19 protein-coding genes are annotated in these 17,727 nt (G+C 65.9%); 5 read left to right on the forward strand and 14 right to left on the reverse strand.

Going from position 1 to position 17,727, the window contains the following annotated elements:
- Window positions 1-25 precede the first annotated feature (25 nt).
- Complete coding sequence (locus tag RTQ46_RS23695; RefSeq protein ID WP_312440049.1) at window positions 26-922, reverse strand: LysR substrate-binding domain-containing protein; 897 nt, start codon at window positions 920-922, stop codon at window positions 26-28.
- A gap of 112 nt (window positions 923-1,034) precedes the next feature.
- Here RTQ46_RS23695 and RTQ46_RS23700 point away from each other — a divergent pair, with 112 nt between their 5' ends.
- The 3 genes from RTQ46_RS23700 (at window position 1,035) to RTQ46_RS23710 (ending at window position 3,871) form a co-directional block, all read left to right on the forward strand.
- A complete protein-coding gene (locus RTQ46_RS23700; protein ID WP_312440050.1) occupies window positions 1,035-2,042 on the forward strand; it encodes an aldo/keto reductase in 1,008 nt (335 codons plus the stop codon).
- A gap of 9 nt (window positions 2,043-2,051) precedes the next feature.
- Window positions 2,052-2,468: an SRPBCC family protein gene (locus RTQ46_RS23705; RefSeq protein WP_312440051.1), complete on the forward strand. Its 417-nt coding sequence runs from the start codon at window positions 2,052-2,054 to the stop codon at window positions 2,466-2,468.
- 185 nt (window positions 2,469-2,653) lie between these two features.
- Window positions 2,654-3,871, forward strand: a complete 1,218-nt coding sequence (locus RTQ46_RS23710; RefSeq protein ID WP_312440052.1) for an MFS transporter — start codon at window positions 2,654-2,656, stop codon at window positions 3,869-3,871.
- Between the two features lie 107 nt (window positions 3,872-3,978).
- Here the strand turns inward: RTQ46_RS23710 and RTQ46_RS23715 are convergent, their stop codons facing one another.
- Genes RTQ46_RS23715 through RTQ46_RS23730 form a run of 4 tightly spaced genes read right to left on the reverse strand, consistent with a single transcriptional unit; the run spans window position 3,979 to window position 8,345 of the window.
- Entirely contained in the window at window positions 3,979-4,989 is a 1,011-nt protein-coding gene (locus RTQ46_RS23715; RefSeq protein WP_312440053.1) for an alpha/beta hydrolase, read from the reverse strand.
- A 31-nt stretch (window positions 4,990-5,020) separates the two neighbouring features.
- Window positions 5,021-5,938 carry a cupin-like domain-containing protein gene (locus RTQ46_RS23720; RefSeq protein WP_312440054.1) on the reverse strand — a complete coding sequence of 306 codons (918 nt, stop codon included), beginning with the start codon at window positions 5,936-5,938 and terminating at the stop codon, window positions 5,021-5,023.
- Window positions 5,939-5,957: 19 nt separating this feature from the next.
- Window positions 5,958-7,502 (reverse strand): ATP-binding protein, encoded by a 1,545-nt coding sequence (locus RTQ46_RS23725; RefSeq protein WP_312440055.1) that lies wholly within the window; start codon window positions 7,500-7,502, stop codon window positions 5,958-5,960.
- A 15-nt stretch (window positions 7,503-7,517) separates the two neighbouring features.
- Window positions 7,518-8,345, reverse strand: a complete 828-nt coding sequence (locus RTQ46_RS23730; RefSeq protein WP_312440056.1) for an alpha/beta hydrolase — start codon at window positions 8,343-8,345, stop codon at window positions 7,518-7,520.
- Between the two features lie 240 nt (window positions 8,346-8,585).
- Here RTQ46_RS23730 and RTQ46_RS23735 point away from each other — a divergent pair, with 240 nt between their 5' ends.
- Window positions 8,586-9,851: a PepSY-associated TM helix domain-containing protein gene (locus RTQ46_RS23735; protein ID WP_312440057.1), complete on the forward strand. Its 1,266-nt coding sequence runs from the start codon at window positions 8,586-8,588 to the stop codon at window positions 9,849-9,851.
- On the opposite strand, the gene mdcH is transcribed toward RTQ46_RS23735, so the two are convergent.
- From mdcH to mdcA, 9 genes are read right to left on the reverse strand one after another with little or no spacing between them, the layout of a single operon-like run.
- Window positions 9,848-10,774 (reverse strand): malonate decarboxylase subunit epsilon, encoded by a 927-nt coding sequence (gene mdcH / locus RTQ46_RS23740; RefSeq protein WP_312440058.1) that lies wholly within the window; start codon window positions 10,772-10,774, stop codon window positions 9,848-9,850. The genes RTQ46_RS23735 and mdcH overlap by 4 nt on opposite strands.
- Window positions 10,771-11,370 (reverse strand): malonate decarboxylase holo-ACP synthase, encoded by a 600-nt coding sequence (locus RTQ46_RS23745; RefSeq protein ID WP_312440059.1) that lies wholly within the window; start codon window positions 11,368-11,370, stop codon window positions 10,771-10,773. The genes mdcH and RTQ46_RS23745 overlap by 4 nt, the downstream gene beginning before the upstream one ends.
- Window positions 11,370-12,134 (reverse strand): malonate transporter subunit MadM, encoded by a 765-nt coding sequence (gene madM, locus RTQ46_RS23750; protein ID WP_312440060.1) that lies wholly within the window; start codon window positions 12,132-12,134, stop codon window positions 11,370-11,372. The genes RTQ46_RS23745 and madM overlap by 1 nt, the downstream gene beginning before the upstream one ends.
- Window positions 12,127-12,534 carry a malonate transporter subunit MadL gene (madL, locus tag RTQ46_RS23755; RefSeq protein WP_312440061.1) on the reverse strand — a complete coding sequence of 136 codons (408 nt, stop codon included), beginning with the start codon at window positions 12,532-12,534 and terminating at the stop codon, window positions 12,127-12,129. The genes madM and madL overlap by 8 nt, the downstream gene beginning before the upstream one ends.
- A 51-nt stretch (window positions 12,535-12,585) precedes the next feature.
- Window positions 12,586-13,404, reverse strand: a complete 819-nt coding sequence (gene mdcE, locus RTQ46_RS23760) for a biotin-independent malonate decarboxylase subunit gamma (RefSeq protein ID WP_312440062.1) — start codon at window positions 13,402-13,404, stop codon at window positions 12,586-12,588.
- The gene (locus RTQ46_RS23765) at window positions 13,401-14,255 is read right to left on the reverse strand and encodes a biotin-independent malonate decarboxylase subunit beta (protein ID WP_312440063.1); all 855 of its coding nucleotides are present in this window, start codon (window positions 14,253-14,255) and stop codon (window positions 13,401-13,403) included. Before RTQ46_RS23765 ends, mdcE begins: the two co-directional genes overlap by 4 nt.
- Window positions 14,252-14,560: a malonate decarboxylase subunit delta gene (locus RTQ46_RS23770; RefSeq protein WP_312440064.1), complete on the reverse strand. Its 309-nt coding sequence runs from the start codon at window positions 14,558-14,560 to the stop codon at window positions 14,252-14,254. Before RTQ46_RS23770 ends, RTQ46_RS23765 begins: the two co-directional genes overlap by 4 nt.
- Complete coding sequence (locus RTQ46_RS23775) at window positions 14,547-15,413, reverse strand: triphosphoribosyl-dephospho-CoA synthase (RefSeq protein ID WP_312440065.1); 867 nt, start codon at window positions 15,411-15,413, stop codon at window positions 14,547-14,549. The genes RTQ46_RS23770 and RTQ46_RS23775 overlap by 14 nt, the downstream gene beginning before the upstream one ends.
- Window positions 15,413-17,095, reverse strand: coding sequence for a malonate decarboxylase subunit alpha (gene mdcA / locus RTQ46_RS23780; protein ID WP_312440066.1), 1,683 nt, complete (start codon window positions 17,093-17,095; stop codon window positions 15,413-15,415). Before mdcA ends, RTQ46_RS23775 begins: the two co-directional genes overlap by 1 nt.
- A gap of 122 nt (window positions 17,096-17,217) precedes the next feature.
- Between mdcA and RTQ46_RS23785 the strand changes: the two genes are divergently transcribed.
- On the forward strand, window positions 17,218-17,727 hold a 510-nt coding region (locus tag RTQ46_RS23785; protein WP_312440067.1), incomplete at its 3' end, for a LysR substrate-binding domain-containing protein.

A 17,727-nucleotide genomic window follows, 5' to 3' on the forward strand; every position in this document is an offset into this window, starting at 1 on the left:
ACGCGCAAGCGCCCTGGCGGCCCCGCTACTCCGACCTGCGCTCCAGCAAGGTTTCACGAAAAATCCCCACCAGCGGCCGCAAATTCACCTTGTGCCAGGCCGCCCACAGCGGCGTGCGGTAATCGAACCACGGCAGCGATCGCAGCACCACGCCGGACGGCGCATGCTGGCGCAGGCTGTGCTGGATCATGGCCATGCCCAGGCCGGCCGCGACCAGCCCCAGCGCCGTCAGCGGCTCGGTCGCTTCCATGCGGATATCGGGCGTAAAGCCGGCGCGGGCGCAGGCGGCCACGAAATTATCATGCTTGAGCACGCTTTCCTTGTGCAGCACGGCGATCCATTCCTGGCCGGCCAGGTCTTCCGGCGTCAGCTCGGCCTTGCCGGCCAGCGGATGGCTTTCGGGCATGGCCAGCAGCATCGGATCGCTCAGCACCTGCGCGCAATCGAGATCGGGATCGTTCGGCAGCGGCGGCTCGCACAGCAGCGCGATATCAAGGCTGCGCTGGCGCAGGCCTTCCACCTGCTCGGCCGAATGCATATTATAAAGAGCGACATGGACGGATGGCCGCGTGCTGCGCAAGGCCCGCAAGCCGTCCGGCAGCACGCCCGAATGCATGGCGTTTTCGATATAGCCGATGCACAGCCCGCCTTCATCGCCGCGCCCCAGCCGCCTGGCCAGCGCTTCGAGCCGGTTGCCATGCGTCAGAAACGCCTTGGCTTCGGCCAGGAAGGTGCGGCCGTCGCGCGTCAGGCGAATGCGCTGGGCATTGCGCTCGAACAAGGTCAGTCCCAGCTTTTCTTCCAGCTGGGCGATCTGCCGGCTCAGCGGCGATTGCGAGATATGCAGGCGCTCGGCGGCGCGCCCCACGTGTTCTTCCTCGGCCACGGCGACGAAGTATTGCAATTGACGCATATCGAGCATGTCAGACCTTCCAAGACTTAAGTTGCGCAAATTATGTCTTGGACAGGCTTAACTTGTCCAGCTATTCTGTCCTTACTGAATCACTTCATTGAACCACACAAAGGAAAACACCATGAGTATCAAACACTTACTGAAGGGCAAACTGGGTTTCGGCACGGCGCCGTTGGGCAATATGTTTCGCAACATTCCTGAAGAGGAAGCGCTGGCCACCGTCGACGCGGCGTGGGACAGCGGCATCCGCTACTTCGATACCGCCCCGTTCTACGGCGCCGGCCTGGCCGAACTGCGCCTGGGCGCCGCACTGAAAAAACAGCGCCGTGAAGACTATGTGCTGAGCACCAAGGTCGGCCGACTGATTCTGGACGAGGTGGAAGATCCGGCCAGCCGCGAACTGGGCGAAAAAGGCGGCCTGTTCGAGTTCGGCCGCCCGAACAGGATCGTCGACGACTACTCGGCCGACGCCACCCTGCGCTCGATCGAAGACAGCCTGAAACGCCTGGACACCGACCATCTCGATATCGTCTGGGTGCATGATATCGCCCAGGATTTCCATGGCGACAACTGGCTGGCGCAATTCGAGATCGCCCGCACCGGCGCCTTCCGCGTCCTGACCCGTCTGCGCGAGGAAGGCGTGATCAAGGCCTGGGGCATCGGCGTGAACAAGGTCGAGCCGCTGGAGCTGACCCTGGGCCTGGCCGAAGCGCAACCGGACGGCTTTTTGCTGGCCGGCCGCTACACCCTGCTCGACCATGAGCGCGCCCTGCAGCGTTTGATGCCGGAAGCGGCAAAACAGAATGTCGATATCGTGGTGGGCGGTCCGTACAGCTCGGGCATCCTGGCCGGCGGCAGCCACTTCGAATACCAGCAGGCCTCACCGGAAATCATCGCCAGGGTCGAGCGCATCAAGGCAATTGCCGCGCGCCATAATGTGAGCGTCAAGGCCGCCGCGCTGCAATTTTCGCTGGCCAACCCGGCCGTGGCCGCCGTGATTCCCGGCGCCAGCCGTCCGGAACGCCTGGCCGAAGACATGGCCGCACTTAACAGCGTGATTCCCGCCGCCTTCTGGCAGGAGATGCGCGCCGAACAGCTGGTGGCCGCCAACGCGCCACTGCCAGGTTAAGCAATCATCATGGCAAGCACCACGACCCATATCGATATCGACGCCACGCCAGACCAGGTGTGGCAGCTGATCCGGGGTTTCAACTCCCTGCCCGACTGGCTGCCGTATATCCCGGCCAGCACGCTGAGCGAAGGCGGCAGCGTGCGCCACCTGGCCAATCCAGCCGGCGAAGCGATCATCGAGCGGCTGGAAAAATACGACCACGCAGGACGCAGCTACAGCTATTCCATCCTGCAGGCGCCGTTTCCGGCCACCGATTACCTGTCCACCCTGCAAGTCGAGGGTATCGATGGCGGGGAACGCAGCCGCGTCACCTGGTCTGGCCAGTTCAGCCCGGTTGGCGTCAGCGAGGACGAGATCACGGCGCTGTTTCACGGCATTTATACGGACGGCCTGGCTGCGCTGCAGCAGAGCCTGACCAAGTAAGGCAGTGAAAGCAGGCCGGCTGCGTTGCCACCGAAGGCGACACAGCCGGCCTGTTGTTGTGTGCAGCGCAGCATTTTTATGCATCCGCCTGCAGAGCGGCCCGGTATCCAATACAATAACGCTTGTGACAGCCTGAACCTGGGCGCGCTTCTCCTCCCGTCTCCACCCCTTACGAATCCTAGAACATGCATTCTTCCGCAGACTCATTTATCCCGCGCGTTACTGCGCCTTTTGGCGCTGGCTATGCCGACCTGGCCCTGGCCATCGGCGGCCTGGCGATCGGCACCGGCGAATTTGCCTCCATGAGCATCCTGCCCGTGGTGGCCAATGACCTGGGCACGACCTTGCCGGAAATGAGTCACATGATCAGCGCCTATGCGCTGGGCGTGGTGGTTGGCGCACCGCTGATCACGATCTTCCTGGCGCGCATGCCGCGCCGCCTGATGCTGATCTGCCTGATGCTGATGTTCGCGGGCGGCAATCTGCTGAGCGCGATCGCGCCGAACTACGGCTTGCTGGTGATCGCCCGCTTTATCGCCGGCATTCCGCACGGCGCGTTTTTCGGCGTGGCCGCGCTGGTAGCGGCCGCCATGGCCGAACCGGACCGCCGCGGCCAGGCCGTCGCGCGCGTGCTGATGGGCCTGACGGTGGCCAATATCTTCGGCGTGCCGCTGGCAACCTATATCGGCCAGACCCTGGGCTGGCGCCCGGCCTTTTTGCTGGTCGCCGCGCTGGGCCTGCTGACCATGCTGATGATGCGCATTTTCGTGCCGAAAGTGGCCGCCGGCGATTCCAGCCCGCGCCGCGAGCTGGGCGTGTTCCGCCGCCTGCAAGTATGGCTGACCTTGCTGATGGTGGCGGTCGGCTTCGGCGGCATGTTTGCCGTCTACACGTTCATTACGCCAACCCTGACGGAAATCACCAAGGTGTCGCCATTGGTCATCTCCATCCTGCTGGCCGTGATCGGCGTCGGCATGACAGTCGGTAACATGATCGGCGGCTGGCTGGCTGACCGCTCGCGCCTGTGGACCATCTTCGGCATGCTGGTATGGAACGTCGCGGCCCTGATCGCCTTCAGCTACACCACCACCAATGTCTGGCTGACGGCGATCAACCTGTTTGCCATCGGCGCCGGCATCGCGGTAGCGCCTGCGGTGCAAACCCGCCTGATGGACGTGGCCGGCGACGCGCAGACCGTGGCCGCCGCCCTCAACCACTCGGCCTTCAATATCGCCAACGCACTGGGCGCCTGGGCTGGCGGCATCGCCATTGCCATGGGCGCAGGTTTGCAGTCGACGGGCTGGGTCGGCGCGCTGCTGGCCTGCGGCGGTATCGTGGTGCTGGGTATTTCGGTAATGGTGGAAAACCGCAGCCGCAATCTGGCGGGCGTGCAGGCGGCTTGATTGGTTTCACGCCCCGCGCGTGACGCCAACCATGTTGTCGGATTACGGCTCAACGGTTTGACGTATGCCGGATTAGCGCTTGCGCGCTAATCCGGCATACGCATCGTTCACGGTGCGGCCGCGTCCATCGCCTCCACCAATTGCCGGTTGAATTGCGCCGGCTCCTCCATCTGCGGTGCATGTCCCATGCTCGGGAACACGATCAGGCGGCTGCCCGGGATCAACGCCGCGGCCTGCTTGCCCAGCACCGCATACTTGCCCAGCTTAGCCTTGACCTCGGGCGGCGCGATATCGCTGCCGATGGCCGTGGTGTCGGCGTCGCCGATCATCAGCACGGTCGGCACCGTCAGCTTGGGGAACTCGTAGATCACGGGCTGGGTAAAGATCATGTCGTAGATCAGCGCCGAGTTCCAGGCCACCAGTTTCTTGCCCGGCCCCTGGTTCATGCCAGCCAGCATCTCGACCCAGCGCTCGTACTCGGGCTTCCAGCGCCCGCCGTAGTAGGTCGATTTTTCATACGCGCGCACGCTGTCGGCCGTCATCTTCAGTTCGCGCTCGTTCCATTGATCCACGGTGCGGAACGGCACGCCCAACGCTTTCCAGTCTTCCAGCCCGATCGGGTTGACCATCACCAGCTGCGACACGGCTTGCGGGTACATCAGCGCGTAGCGCGTGGCCAGCATGCCGCCGGTCGAGTGGGCCACCAGCACGGCGCGCGTCACGCCCGCCTGCTTCAACAGGCCGGCCGTATTGTCGGCCAGTTGCTGGAATGTATATTGGTAATGGGCAGGCTTGCTCGATGCGCAAAAGCCGATCTGGTCCGGCGCGATCACGCGGTAGCCGGCGCTGGTCAAGGCCGTGATCTGGCTGTCCCAGGTGGCGCCGCAAAAATTTTTGCCATGCATCAGCACGGCCGTCCTGCCGTTCGCCTTGCCCCTGGGCGCCACATCCATATAGGCCATCTGCAGCTGCTCGCCCTGCGACGTGAAGCGGTAGTGCTGGAGCGGATGCGGATACGTAAAACCTTCCAGTTCGGGACCATACACAGGCGCGGCGTGGGCCGTCGAGAAGGCGGCGGCCAGCAGCAGGCCTGGCAAAGGGGAAAGGCGCAGACGCATGGGGATTGCTCCGTAAATAATGAAAACGCCTTCAGTCTACCCCAGCACGCACGGCCGCATCGTCCAGCAAGGCCAGCGGCACGGCGCGCGCCCAGCGGTTCGACGACAGCGAGAACGTCAGCGCGCGCACCTGGTGGTACCAGCCGGCCGGCACATACAGCATGTCGCCCGCTTCGACCAGCACTTCGATCAAGGCAGCCTGGCGCGCCAGCGGATAGCGTTCGTAGTCGGGCGCCTCGGGGTCAAATGGCGAGCCGAACAGGATGGCGTTCGCTTCGCGCGGATACAGAAATTCGTCGTGATGAGGCGGCGCCAGGAAGATGCGCTTGCTGCCCCAGATCTGCGCGAACAGATTGTCGTCGTAGTCGCAATGGAGCGGCGTGACCGTGCCGGCCGGACCCAGCCAGTAGCGGGGCGGGCCGATCTTGTCGAAGGCGGCCGGCCAGTGGCACAGGCTGTTCAGTTCGCGCAGTTCCAGGTTGCCCAGATACGGCGGCAAGGCATGCGTGCCCCGCTCGACCAGATCCAGATACTCCCGCATCGACATGTCCTGCATCGCGCGGTCGGCCGCGAACGCCGTATTGATATAGTCGCCCACGCGGGCGCGCACCGGCACATGGCTGTAGCGTTCGCGCAGGATCGACGGGGGCAGATTGCACAGCGGCCAGCGCAGCGCCTGCCCCTTCATCAGGAACGGCAGGCCCTGCGCGGCCAGTGCGCGAAAGCCTGCCGCGTCAGACCGGCCCACGCGCGGCACTTCGGTGATCAACGGCAGGCTGCGCGAAGCCTGTTTGATCGCATTGCGCATGGCGTCAATCGAGGTCACACCGCGCACCTGGGCGTCTTTCTGTTCACGCGCCTGCTTTTCGGCAAGCAATTGTTCAGGGGTGGAGGGTGTGGCGATGCGCGGGGGCAAGCGTTGTTGCAGCGGGTTTTTCTCTATGGACATATGTAACGGGTGATGATTTTTACCGGGCGGCCAGCATCTTCTGCAAGACCGTATCGAGTTCGCGGAAATCCACCGGCTTGGTCAGGTGCAGGTCGAAACCGGCTTCGGTCGCCAGCTGGCGGTCCTTGTCCTGGCCCCAGCCGGTCACGGCCACCAGGATCGCGGCGGCGCCAAAGTCCGTGCCGCGCAGATAGCGCGCCACTTCGTAGCCGTTCATGTCCGGCAGGCCGATATCGAGCAGGATCACGGACGGCGCGAAATCCTGTGCCATCGCAATACCCGAGGGGCCGTCGTAGGCGGTCTGCAGCGTATAGCCGAGGATCTCGAGCGCCATCGACAGCGTGTCGGCCGCATCGAGATTGTCGTCGATGACGAGCACCTTGCCGTTGCGCGTACCTGCCTGCAGCTGGCCCTCGGCCGGCGCGGCCAACGGCGCCTGCGCTGATGCCGAAGGAGGCAGCGGCAGGCGCAACTCGAACTCGCTGCCCTGCCCCACGCCGGCGCTGCGCGCGCAGACGCTGCCGCCATGCAGCTCGGCCAGGCCGCGCACCAGCGACAGGCCGATGCCCAGCCCCCCTTGCGCGCGCGACAGCGCCGGCTCCAGCTGCGAAAACATGTCGAATACCGTCAGCAGGTGCTCGGGCGCGATGCCGATGCCCGAGTCGCGCACGGTAATCAGCACGTCGGCCGCCAGCGGCGCCACCGTCAGCCAGATCTGGCCCTGCGGTGGCGTATATTTGACGGCATTGGTGAGCAGATTGGCCACCATCTGCGACAGGCGGGTGGCGTCGGCATCGAGCCAGACCGGGTCCGACGGCTGCTGCACGTGAATCCGGTGGCCGGCCTGGCTTGCGATCGTCTGAACGCTGTGCAGCGCCATCTCCAGCACCGGCGCCAGCTCCACGCTCTGGCGCCGCAGCTGCAGCCGGCCTTGCGTGATGCGCGACACTTCCATCAGGTCGTCGACCAGGTGGGTCATGTGGCTCACTTGCCGGCCCAGCACCTCGCGCGCCCAGTTCAGTTGCGGGTCGTCGAGCTGCGCCAGGTTCAGCACTTCGAGCACATTGCGCATCGGCGCAAGCGGATTGCGCAGCTCGTGCGCCAGCGTGGCCAGGAATTCGTCCTTGCGCCGGTCGGCTGCCGCCAGCTTCGCATTGAGGGCGCTGGCGTCGCTGCGCGCCAGTTGCAGATGCTGCTCGTACTTGCGGCGGTCGGTGGCGACGAACACGGCGATCTCGTCGTACTGCACGCCAGCATGTTCACGCCGTACCGCATTGAACAACATCGGCAGCTTGTCGCCCTGGCGCTGGCGCACGTCGAGCAGCAGCTCCGACACGCTGCCCTGCATCTGCATCAGCGGGCGCCAGTGCGTCTGGTGAAACACACGTCCGCCGATGCTGAGCAGGTCCTGCAGCTTTTTCTCGCCGACCAGTTCATATTCTGCGTAGCCGAGCCAGCCGCAAAAGGTGGCGTTCGCCTTGAGGATCAGGCCGTCGGACGCGCACAACAGCAGGCCGCAGGCGGCATGCTGGAACAGGGTCTCGGCATCTGGCAGGAAAGTCACGGTACAGCGTCGGTGCTAAAGATGCAGGCCGTCGAGAAAGGCACGGATCGGCGCATGACAGGCCTCGGGCGCGCTCATGTGCGGGCAGTGACCCATATTGTCGATCACGGCCAGGGTGCTGTGCGGCATGGTGCTGCGCAGATAGTCGCCGACCGGCATCGGCGCGATAAAGTCGTCGCTGCATTGCACGATCAGCGCCGGCGTGGTGTTGCGCGGCAGGTCGGCGCGATGGTCGGACAAAAAGGTGGTGCGCGCAAAATGCAGGGCGATGGTCGGATCGGTGCGGCAAAAGCTGTAGGCCAGGTCGTCGGCCAGCGCCGGCTGGTCGGGCGCGCCCATGATGGCCGGCGCCATGGTGCCAGCCCAGCCCAGGTAATTGCTGTCCATGGCGCTCAGTAAATCGTCGATATCGTCGCGCGAAAAACCGCCGCAGTAGCCGGTCTCTGCATCGTCGACATAGCGCGGCGACGGCGCCAGCATGATCTGCGCGGCAAACAATTCCGGCTCCGCTATCGAAGCCAGCAAGGTGCTCATGGCACTGACGGAGTGGCTGATGCAGATCACGGGACCATCGCCCACCGCCTTGATCACCTGCAGCAGATCGCGCGCGTGGGCGTTGAGGCTGGTGTAACTGTCGAAATCGTAGGCGGACAGGTCCGAGCCGCCGCTGCCGACCAGGTCGAACAGCACGGTGCGGTAGCGCCCGCGAAACATCGGTTCGAGGTAGCGCCACATGCTCTGGTCGCAACCGAAGCCGTGTGCAAAGACGATGGTTCCCGCGCCCTCGGCCACATCGGCCTCGGCGACCCTGATATTGTTGCGGTGCCCGATGTCGCTCTGCATGCCTGTTCGCCTTTATGCCGGTTATGTACTGAATGACGCATCAGCATTCTCACAGGCATCTTAACATGGGCGCCAGATGCAGGGCCAGCAGCATGGCCAGCAGCGGCACCGCTTGCCAAAGCAAGGCTGCCAGCGGATAATGAGAACGATTCCCATTAATAATTTCACATGCGTTCAGTCTGCGCGGCCCGCTTCCGGGCGCTGCCACGACACGCCGGTGTTTCTCAAGACTGTTACCGCATGCGCGCTTTCTGGACCGTTGTACACCGCTGGGCTGGCCTGACCGTCGCCCTGTTCCTGATCGTGGCCGGCCTGACGGGCGCCATCACCTCGTGGGACCATGAACTCGATGAATGGCTGAACGCCGACATCATGGAAACACCGGGCCGCGGCACGCTGCAGGAACCCTTCCTGCTGGCGAAAAAGGTGGAGGCGGCCGACCCGCGCGTGGAAGTCAATTACATCACGCTGGGCCTGGAAGAAGGCCACGCGGCGCAGTTCCTGGTGCGCCCGCTCACCGATCCGGCCACCGGCAAGCCGTTCGTGCTCGATTACAACACGGTGTACGTCGACCCCGTCACGGCGCAGATCACCGGCACGCGCGACTCGACCGCGATCTCCCTGTCGCGCCGCAGCCTGATGCCGTTCCTGCGCCATCTGCACTACAGCCTGCATATTCCCGCCTTCTGGGGCACCGACCGCTGGGGCTACTGGCTGATGGGCACGGTGGCGCTGGTGTGGCTGCTCGACAGCGTGGTGGCGTTTTATCTGACCACGCCGCGACGCCTGCGCGCCCGCGCCCCTGACGAGGCGGCGCCGCACCGCAGCCCCGCCACCTGGTGGCAGCGCTGGAAACCGTCGTGGCTGCTGCGCTGGGCGGCCGGCGGCTACAAGCTCAATTTCGACCTGCACCGCGCGGGCGGCCTGTGGGTATGGGGCGTGATCATCGTGGTGGCGTTCACCTCGTTCTCGCTGAACCTGTACCGCGAGGTGTTTTATCCTGTCATGTCGCTGGTATCGAAAACCACGCCGGGCCCGTATGAAACGCAGACGCCGGCGCCGTTCGGCACCTATGTCAAACCGGTGGTCGGCTTCGAACAGGCCGTCGCCATCGCCAGAAAAGAAGCCGTGCAGCGCGGCATCACCTCGCCGATCGGCGGCATTTATTACGGCGGCGACTACTCGTTCTACAACGTCTCGTTTTTCGATCCGGCCGACGAATTCGGCACGGCCGGCATGGGCCTGTCGAACCTGTACGTGGACGGCATGAACGGCAGCATCATCGGCCAGCACAAGCCCTGGGAAGGCACGGCCGCCGACGTCTTCGTGCAGCTGCAGTTCCCGCTGCACTCGGGCCGCATCCTCGGCATGCCGGGCCGCATATTGATGTCGTTCATGGGCGTGATGGTGGCCATGCTGTCGGTGACGGGTATCGTGATCTGGGAACGCAAGCGCAGGTCGCGCAGGTTGCAGGCGCATAAACTGAGGACGGCGAGCGCCGGCTAGGCGCTTGCTTGCGCCACCAGTGCAAGCAAGCTTTCCAGCCGGCTGCCGTCGCAACTGACTGCCACGCCGTCGGTGAACTCCGGTGCGGTCAGCCGCGTCAGCACGCTGCCAGGGGGCATCTCGACCGCCAGCCTTGCCCCCCGCTCCCAGGCCAGGCGCACGGTGTCGGCCCAATGCACGCGCCGCGCCATGTTCGACGCCAGGCTGTCGCGGATGCGCTGCGGGTCGAACAGCGCGCGCGCCGCGCTGCTGCTCAGGTACACCACTTTTGGACGGTACACGGTCACGCTGTCGAACGCGCGCTGCATTTCCTGCGCCGCCGCGTCGAACAGCGGACTATGCGACGGCACGCTGACGGCCAGCCGTTCCGCCTTGGTCGCGCCCTGCGCCAGCGCCAGTGCCATCACGGCCTGCAAGCCCGCTTCGCTGCCGGCAATCGCGATCTGGCGCCGCGCATTGAGGTTGGCCACGTAGACCGGCTTTTCGTGACTGTGCACGCGCGCCACCAGCGGTTCGAGCTGCGCCAGTTCCAGGCCGATAATCGCCGCCATGCCGTAGCCGCCCGGATAAGCGTCTTGCATCAACTGCCCGCGCCGGGCCACCAGCTGCACGGCATCGGCAAAATCGAGCGCGCCAGCCACCACGGCGGCCGGATATTCGCCGATCGAAAAGCCGGCCACCATATCGGGCACGGCGCCCTGCCCGGCCAGCGAGCGGGCGGTGGCCACGCCGGCAATCAGCAGACACAGTTGCACGGCCCGGGTCGAGGCCAGCGCGGCGCTGGTGTCCAGCAACAGTGGATCGCTGCCCAGCACCTGCGCAGCTTCCGCCAGCGTGGCAGCGACCGCCAGATCGTCGGGCAGCGCATGCAGCATGCAGGCACGCTGGGCGCCCTGGCCGGGAAAGGTAAACAATACGCTCATGCCGGCTCCCACGGTGATGCTGTCAGCAGCGGCCCCCGGTCCGTTTTCAGCAGGATCCTGCCACGCGCTGCCGCCCACTCCGCATAGGAAAAACCGCCATGGCCCGTGTCGATCTGCAGGTCGAGACGGCAACCGGTGACGCTGGCCGCAATCGCCCGCAAGGCATCGCGCTGCGCCGCGTCGGGGGGTAGCCCGATGCGCAGTACCAGATCGAGGTCGCTATCGGGCCGCAGCACGGGCAAGCCGGAAGCCAGCGCAAAACCCACGCCGCCGGTCGGCCCCCAGGCCCAGCCGGTGGCGTCCAGCAGCGGCGCCACCGTTTGCAGTGCCGCCAGCGCGGCGATGCCGGCACCATCGACGGGCATGGCGGACAGCATCTCCGGCGTCATGCAACGACGCACGCTGCCAGCCATGATCTCGCAGGCCTGGCGCTCGCTGCGCAGCGCACCGCGCATCCCGGCCGCAATCCGGCCCGGTGCCGCCGCGGCGCGGCGCACCACCAGCGGCGCCTGGCGCAGCCACTGGGTGCCGGCCCAGGACGGCGCGTCCGGCACGGCGTCCACCCATAACAGATCATGTGCGCGGTAGCCGTGCATCAGGGCACCACCGCCTTGACGGCGAAGAACAGCAGCGAGGGTCCCAGCAGGCAGCCCAGGCCCGTATGAAACGTCGCCACCAGTGCGCCGTACGGCACCAGCTTGCGGTCGGTGGCGGCCAGCCCGGCCGACACGCCGCTGACGGTGCCGGCCAGGCCGCCGAACACCATCGCCGAGCGCGGCGTTTTCAGGCGCAGGAAGCGCGCCGCAGCGGGCGTGCCGACCATGACCATGATGGCCTTGATCAGGCCCGCCGCAATGCTGAGCGCCATTACGTCGGAACTGGCGCCGATCGCCGCGCCCGTTACCGGGCCGACGATATACGTGACGGCGCCGGCGCCGATGGTGGTCATGGACACCGCATCCGAATAGCCGAACGCATAGGCCACGCCGGCGCCCACCAGGAACGGCAGGAACACGCCCAGCAGCAGCGCCACCACGCCGATCAGGCCGGCCTTGCGCGCTTCGGTGGCCTGCACTTCGAAGGCGGTGGCGACGATGGCAAAGTCGCGCAGCATGGCGCCGCCCATCAGGCCGATGCCGCCGAACAGCGACAGGTCGGCCAGTCCCTTGTGGCCGCCGCTGTGGATGCCGCCCCAGTACGCCAGCGCCAGGCCGATCACGATGGCGATCGCCGAACCGTGCACGCGGCCAAAGGTCAGGTATTTCGACAGCGCCACCGACAGCAGCATGATCAGGCCGACAAACGCGAACGCCGTTACCAGGCCATTGTGGATGGCGGCTTTTTCAAAGATCTCAAGCATGGCGCACCTCCGCATGCAACGCTGCTTCGGCGGCGGCGACCGCCTCGGGACTTTCGGTGCGGTTGATGATGGAAATGACACCGGCGCAGACCACCACGGAACCGAGCGCCGCCAGCACCGCCACCGGTCCGCCGCGCAAGGCCGCCACCACATCCTGCTGGGCCGCCATGGCGACCACCACCGGGATATACATCGCGCCCCAGTATTCGACGCCGCGCTCGGTCATCTGCGGCATCCATGCGCGCCGCTGTATGTACAGCCGCGCGCAGATCAGCAGCAGCATGGCGATGCCGACCCCGCCGACATTGGTTTTCACGCCCATCAGCTGCCCGAGCAGGTCGCCCAGGAAGATGCCGAGCAAATGGCATAGCGCCAGTAATGCGGTTCCGTAAATGATCATGATGCCTGTCTCCGTTGTGAGTATGGGAATGACTTATGTGTCTTCTCTCTGCTACCCCTGCCACTGCTGATTCAACACCTCCCTGACTGTTGCCGAGGCCTGGCGATGCGGTGCGCCAAGCCGGCTGGCCAGGCCAGCGTCGGGATCGGCGCGGATATCGTTCAACGCGGCCTGCAGGCTGGCTGCGGCCAGTGCCACATCGCCTGCGGCTGGCGTATCCGCGTTCGCCACGCTCAAGGTCCGCCATAGCAGTCCCAGCGTCGCGTAGTTTTTGATGTCATACGCCATCGGCGGTACCGTTTCAGCCAGCGCTTCGAGCGCCTCGACCGAGCGCAGGGTGATGCGCGCCGCCGAGGCCTTGCCCATCGCATGCACCATCACGCCGGCGTCGTCCAGCGCGATCAGCCGGTTGGCCTGGTAGCCATGGGCCAGGAAAGCGCCCGACATGGCCTTGCCGACGATCAGGCCGATAACGGGATGGCCGGCCAGCCGCGCTTCGGCATACGCTCCGGCCGCGCCGGCCAGCGCCTGGTGGATGCCGTAGGCTTCCTCGCGCCGGCCATAGGCCTGGCTGGCCACGTCGATCACCGCCACGATAGGGCGCTTGACCGCCAGTTCGCGGTCTTCCAGCACCACCTGCCGTACCGCGCGCGCCAGCTGCCAGGCCTCAACCAGGCCCACTTCGCCAGTGCGGGCACGGGTAAAACGGTTCTGCGGGTCGGGCAGCACGGCCAGGTAGCGGGCGGGCTCACTGGCCAACGGCGCATCGACCACGCGCACGGAAGCGGGATAGCCGGCCAGCGGCGCGGCGTTAGCCGTCAGTGCCGCGAGCCAGGCGGCGCCGCGACTGATAGGGTCATGGATGCTCATGCTGAAAATCCTTTGCTGTAGTTGGCGCGCACGGCGTCGGGCGTGGCCTGCACGCCGGCGTCCACCTCGTCCAGCCGCGCCAGGAAGCCATCCGCCTGGCTGCTGCGATGCTGTTCGGGCAGGCCGCGCTGGAACAGCTCTGCCACGGTGGCGCGCACCTGCGCCGTGTCGTCGTCGACAAACGCGTCGGCCAGGCCGCTTTGAAAGCGCTGCTCGCCGCCCGTCAGGCTCCAGATCAGCGGCTTGTTGCGCGAGTCGAATTCGTCCACGCCGGCCTCCTGTTCGATCACGGCCGGGCCATTGAGACCCAGGCGCGCTTCGCGCGTGACCACCAGATAGCTGCACAGGCCCGCCGCGATCGACATGCCGCCATAGCAGCCGACGGTGCCGGCGATAATCCCGATCACCGGCTGGTAGCGGCGCAGCTCGGCGATGGCCGACTGGATCTCGGCAATCGCCGCCAGCCCCAGGTTCGCTTCCTGCAAGCGCACGCCGCCCGTTTCGAACAGGATCACGGCCCGCGTCGGCACGCCATGGCGGTTGTCCTGCGCCGCCAGTTCGAGTGCCCCGGCGATCTTTGCGCCGCCCACTTCGCCCATGCTGCCGCCCTGGTAGGCGCCTTCGATGGCCAACACCACGGCCGGCTGGCCGTCGAACAGGCCCTTGGCCACCACCACGCCGTCGTCAAGCTGGGCGGTAACGCCCTGCTGCGGCAGCCATGGCGAGCCGATGCCGCAGAACGGATCGAGCAGTTCGCGCATGCTGCCAGCGTCCAGCAAGGCTTTGGCGCGGCTGCGCGCGCCGCGTTCGATAAAGCTGTCGCGCGCCAGCAATTGTTCGAGATTGCTCATGGCTGCCCCTCCGTTTTGATCTCTTCAAAGGCCTGCTCGATGCGCATGCGCACCACGCCCGGCGTGGCGCCGCAGTCGTTGATAATGATGTGCACGGCCGGCAGCGGCTCGCCGCCGAACACGCGCGCCAGCAGCGCATCCCAGATGGCGCCCTTGCCATCGACCGAGGTGTTGACCACGATGCGGGTTGCGCCATCGCTGCCCGGTTGCAGCAATACTTCCAGGTCGCCCGAGCCCACCACGCCGGCCAGCGCCCTGCCCGCCGCCGGCTGCCCGGCGGGGAATGCATAGTCACGCTTTTCCATCTTGTTCTCCTTCTTCCAGGCTATCGAGAAACAGCGTGGCCGCCAGCAGGTCGGCCGCGCCGCCGGGCGACACGTTCAGCGCCAGCACGTCGGCTTCCAGCGCCAGCAGCGCCCGGGTGCCCGCCCGCGTGCCGGCGCCGCCAGCTGCCAGCACGGTCGCCGCGCCAGCCTGCAGCGCGGTCAGCGCCGCCGCCCCGCCACGCGACAGCACGCAGGTGTCGTCCAGAGTGGCGACAATCGCCAGCAAGCTGTTCAGGCGCGCCGTGATTTCGCTGTCGCCGCGCGCACGCGAGGCGCGCAGGGCCGGCAAGCCGGCGTCCAGCACATGCGGAAAGCCTGCGCGGGCCTGGCCGCGCGCGCCGCCAACGTGGTACTGGCGGCAGGCCAGTTCGCCCTTGTTGCCGGTATCCTGGGGCGCACCGTGGTCAGTCAGCCGCGCCAGCGCGCCGGCCCGTGCCGCCACCGCTGCCGGCGCCAGCGAGGCGCCGCGCGCACCTTGCTGCGCGGCCGCCGTCACCAACAGGCCCAGCGCCCAGATCGCGCCGCGATGCGTATTGACGCCGCCGGTGGCCGCCATCATTACCGACTCGCCGAGCCGGCCGATGGTGCCGATGCGCTGGCGCAGCAGGCCGTCGTTCTCGCTGTGCTCCCCCGCCCCGGCCATCGCTTCGAAGACGGGCTGCAGCACGCAGGCCGAATGGCACATCAGCGCCCAGTTCAGGTCCAGGTGCGCGCCACGGCTGCGCAGGTCGACCAGGCCCGGTTTCGGCGTCAGGGTCGCTTCGTCGAGCAGCGCCTGCAGCACCTGGCGCGCCAGCGCTGTAGCGCGGCTTGTTACTGTCATTGTCGTCATTACCAGCTCCTGAATTTGGCGGGCGGTTGATACAGCCCATCGGACCACTCGACCAGGTCGGCGATGCTTTTCGCCGCCAGCAGCGAGCGGTTCGCTTCGCCGCGCTGCACGCCGATATCCTCGGGCAGCGCGATCAGGCCGTCGCTGCGCAGTCTGGCCGTGGTTTTCGGGTCGTGGCGCAGGCCGATCGGCGTCACGCCGGCGACCGCCGCCAGCATCGCCTTGCGCTCGTCCAGCGAACGCGCCTTGTACAGATAGGCGATGCCCTCCTCCGTCAGCACGTGCGTGACATCGTCGCCATAGATCATCACGGGCGCGAGCGGCATGCCGCTGGCCTTGCCCACCGCCACTGCATCGAGCGACTCGACAATGGTCGGCTGGCCGCCGTCCTGGAAGGTTTCCACCATCTGCACCACCAGCTTCCTGCCGCGCGCCAGCGGATCGTCGGTCTCGATCAGGTCCAGCCAGGCCGGCGTCGGATGGCGCCGTCCGTGCGGGTCGTGGCCCATGTTCGGCGCGCCGCCAAAGCCGGCCAGCCGGCCGCTGGTCACGGTGGACGAATTGCCCAGGCCGTCCATCTGCAGGGTGGCGCCGATAAACAGGTCGACCGCATACTGGCCGGCCAGCTGGCACAGCGTGCGGTTCGAGCGCATCGAGCCGTCGCGGCCCGTAAAGAACACGTCGGGGCGCGCCGCCGCATAGCCTTCCATGCCCAGCTCGGCGCCGAAGCAGTGCACGCTTTCGACCCAGCCCGTCTCGATCGCCGGGATCAGCGTCGGATGCGGATTGAGCACCCAGTTGCGGCAGATCTTGCCCTTCAGGCCCAGCTGCTCGCCATAGGTCGGCAAAATCAGTTCGATGGCGGCGGTATTGAAGCCGATGCCGTGATTGAGCGACTGCACCTGGTGTTTTTCATAGACGCCGCGGATCGCCATCATCGCCATCAGCACGTGCACGGGCTTGATCACGCGCGGGTCGCGGGTGAACAGCGGTTCGATAAAGAACGGTTTGTCCGACTGCACCACGAAGTCGATCCACGAACCCGGCACGTCCACCCGTGGCAAGTCGCTGACATCGTCGACGATCTGGTTGACCTGGGCGATCACGATGCCGTCGCGGAAAGCGGCCGATTCGACCAGCGTCGGCGTATCTTCCGTGCTGGGGCCCGTATACAGATTACCCTGGCGATCGGCCATATAGCCGGCCACCATCACGACGTTCGGCGTGAGATCGACGAACAGGCGCGCATACAGTTCGATATAGGTATGGATGGCGCCCACTTCCAGCAGGCCATCCTGCAGGAACTGGGCGATGCGCAGGCTTTGCGTGCCGGCGAACGAGAAATCGAGTTTCCTGGCGATGCCGCGCTCGAACAGATCCAGGTGCTCGGGCAGGCTGACGCTGGGCATGATCAGGTGCAGGTGATTGATCTTGTCCGGATTGACTTTGGCCAGCATGCGCGCCAGAAAGTCGGCCTGTTTCTGGTTATTGCCTTCCAGGACGACGCGGTCGCCGGGCGCCAGCAGCGCTTCGAGCACGGCCACCATATCGCCCTGCCGCAGCACGGGTCCGTCGGCAAACTGGCGTACGGCTTCCAGCCGGCGGCGCTTCTCGGTGCGGCGCGTATCCCAGCTTTTGCCTCCCTCTTTGCGCTGCGGTGGCGCCTGAGTCGCGGTTGACATCGTGGTCTCCCCTAATGAGCTATCGAGCTTCCACGATAGGGGAAAGTGGCATCCACTTCAATCAACCTGCTACCATGTTCATTACTCTCAGGTTAATGAACTAACGACAAGCGCGGTGATCCATGGCCATCAATGAAGAAATCACGCTGAAAAAGCTCGAAGTGTTCCTGAGCTTTATGGAATTGAACAATTTATCGCGCGTGGCCGATGCGCTGGGCCAGAGCACGGTCAGCGTGCACCGCGCCCTGCACAGCTTGGAAGACGGCCTGCGCTGCCCGCTGTTCAAGCGCGAGGGCCGCAGCCTGATTCCGCTGCATGCGGCCTACACCTTTGCCGAATCGGCACGCCGCGCGCTGGCCGAGTGCGAGGAAGGCGTGCGCAAGGTGCGCGAAATGTCGGGCATCAACCCGGTGCGCCTGAAAATCGGCTCGCTGTATTCATTGACGCTGCACTGCATCCCGCAACTGGTGATCGCGCTGAAACTGCGCCGCCCCGGCCTCGATATCGACCTGACGCTGGGCTCGAACCGCGAACTGCTGCAAAGCCTGGCGGACGGCAGGCTGGACGCCATCATTATTGGCGTACAGGAACAGGAACAGCACGCTGGCCTGGTATCGGTACCGCTGTTCCAG

The organism is Janthinobacterium sp. (assembly GCF_031995485.1).
In the GTDB taxonomy this organism is placed as follows: domain Bacteria; phylum Pseudomonadota; class Gammaproteobacteria; order Burkholderiales; family Burkholderiaceae_D; genus Janthinobacterium.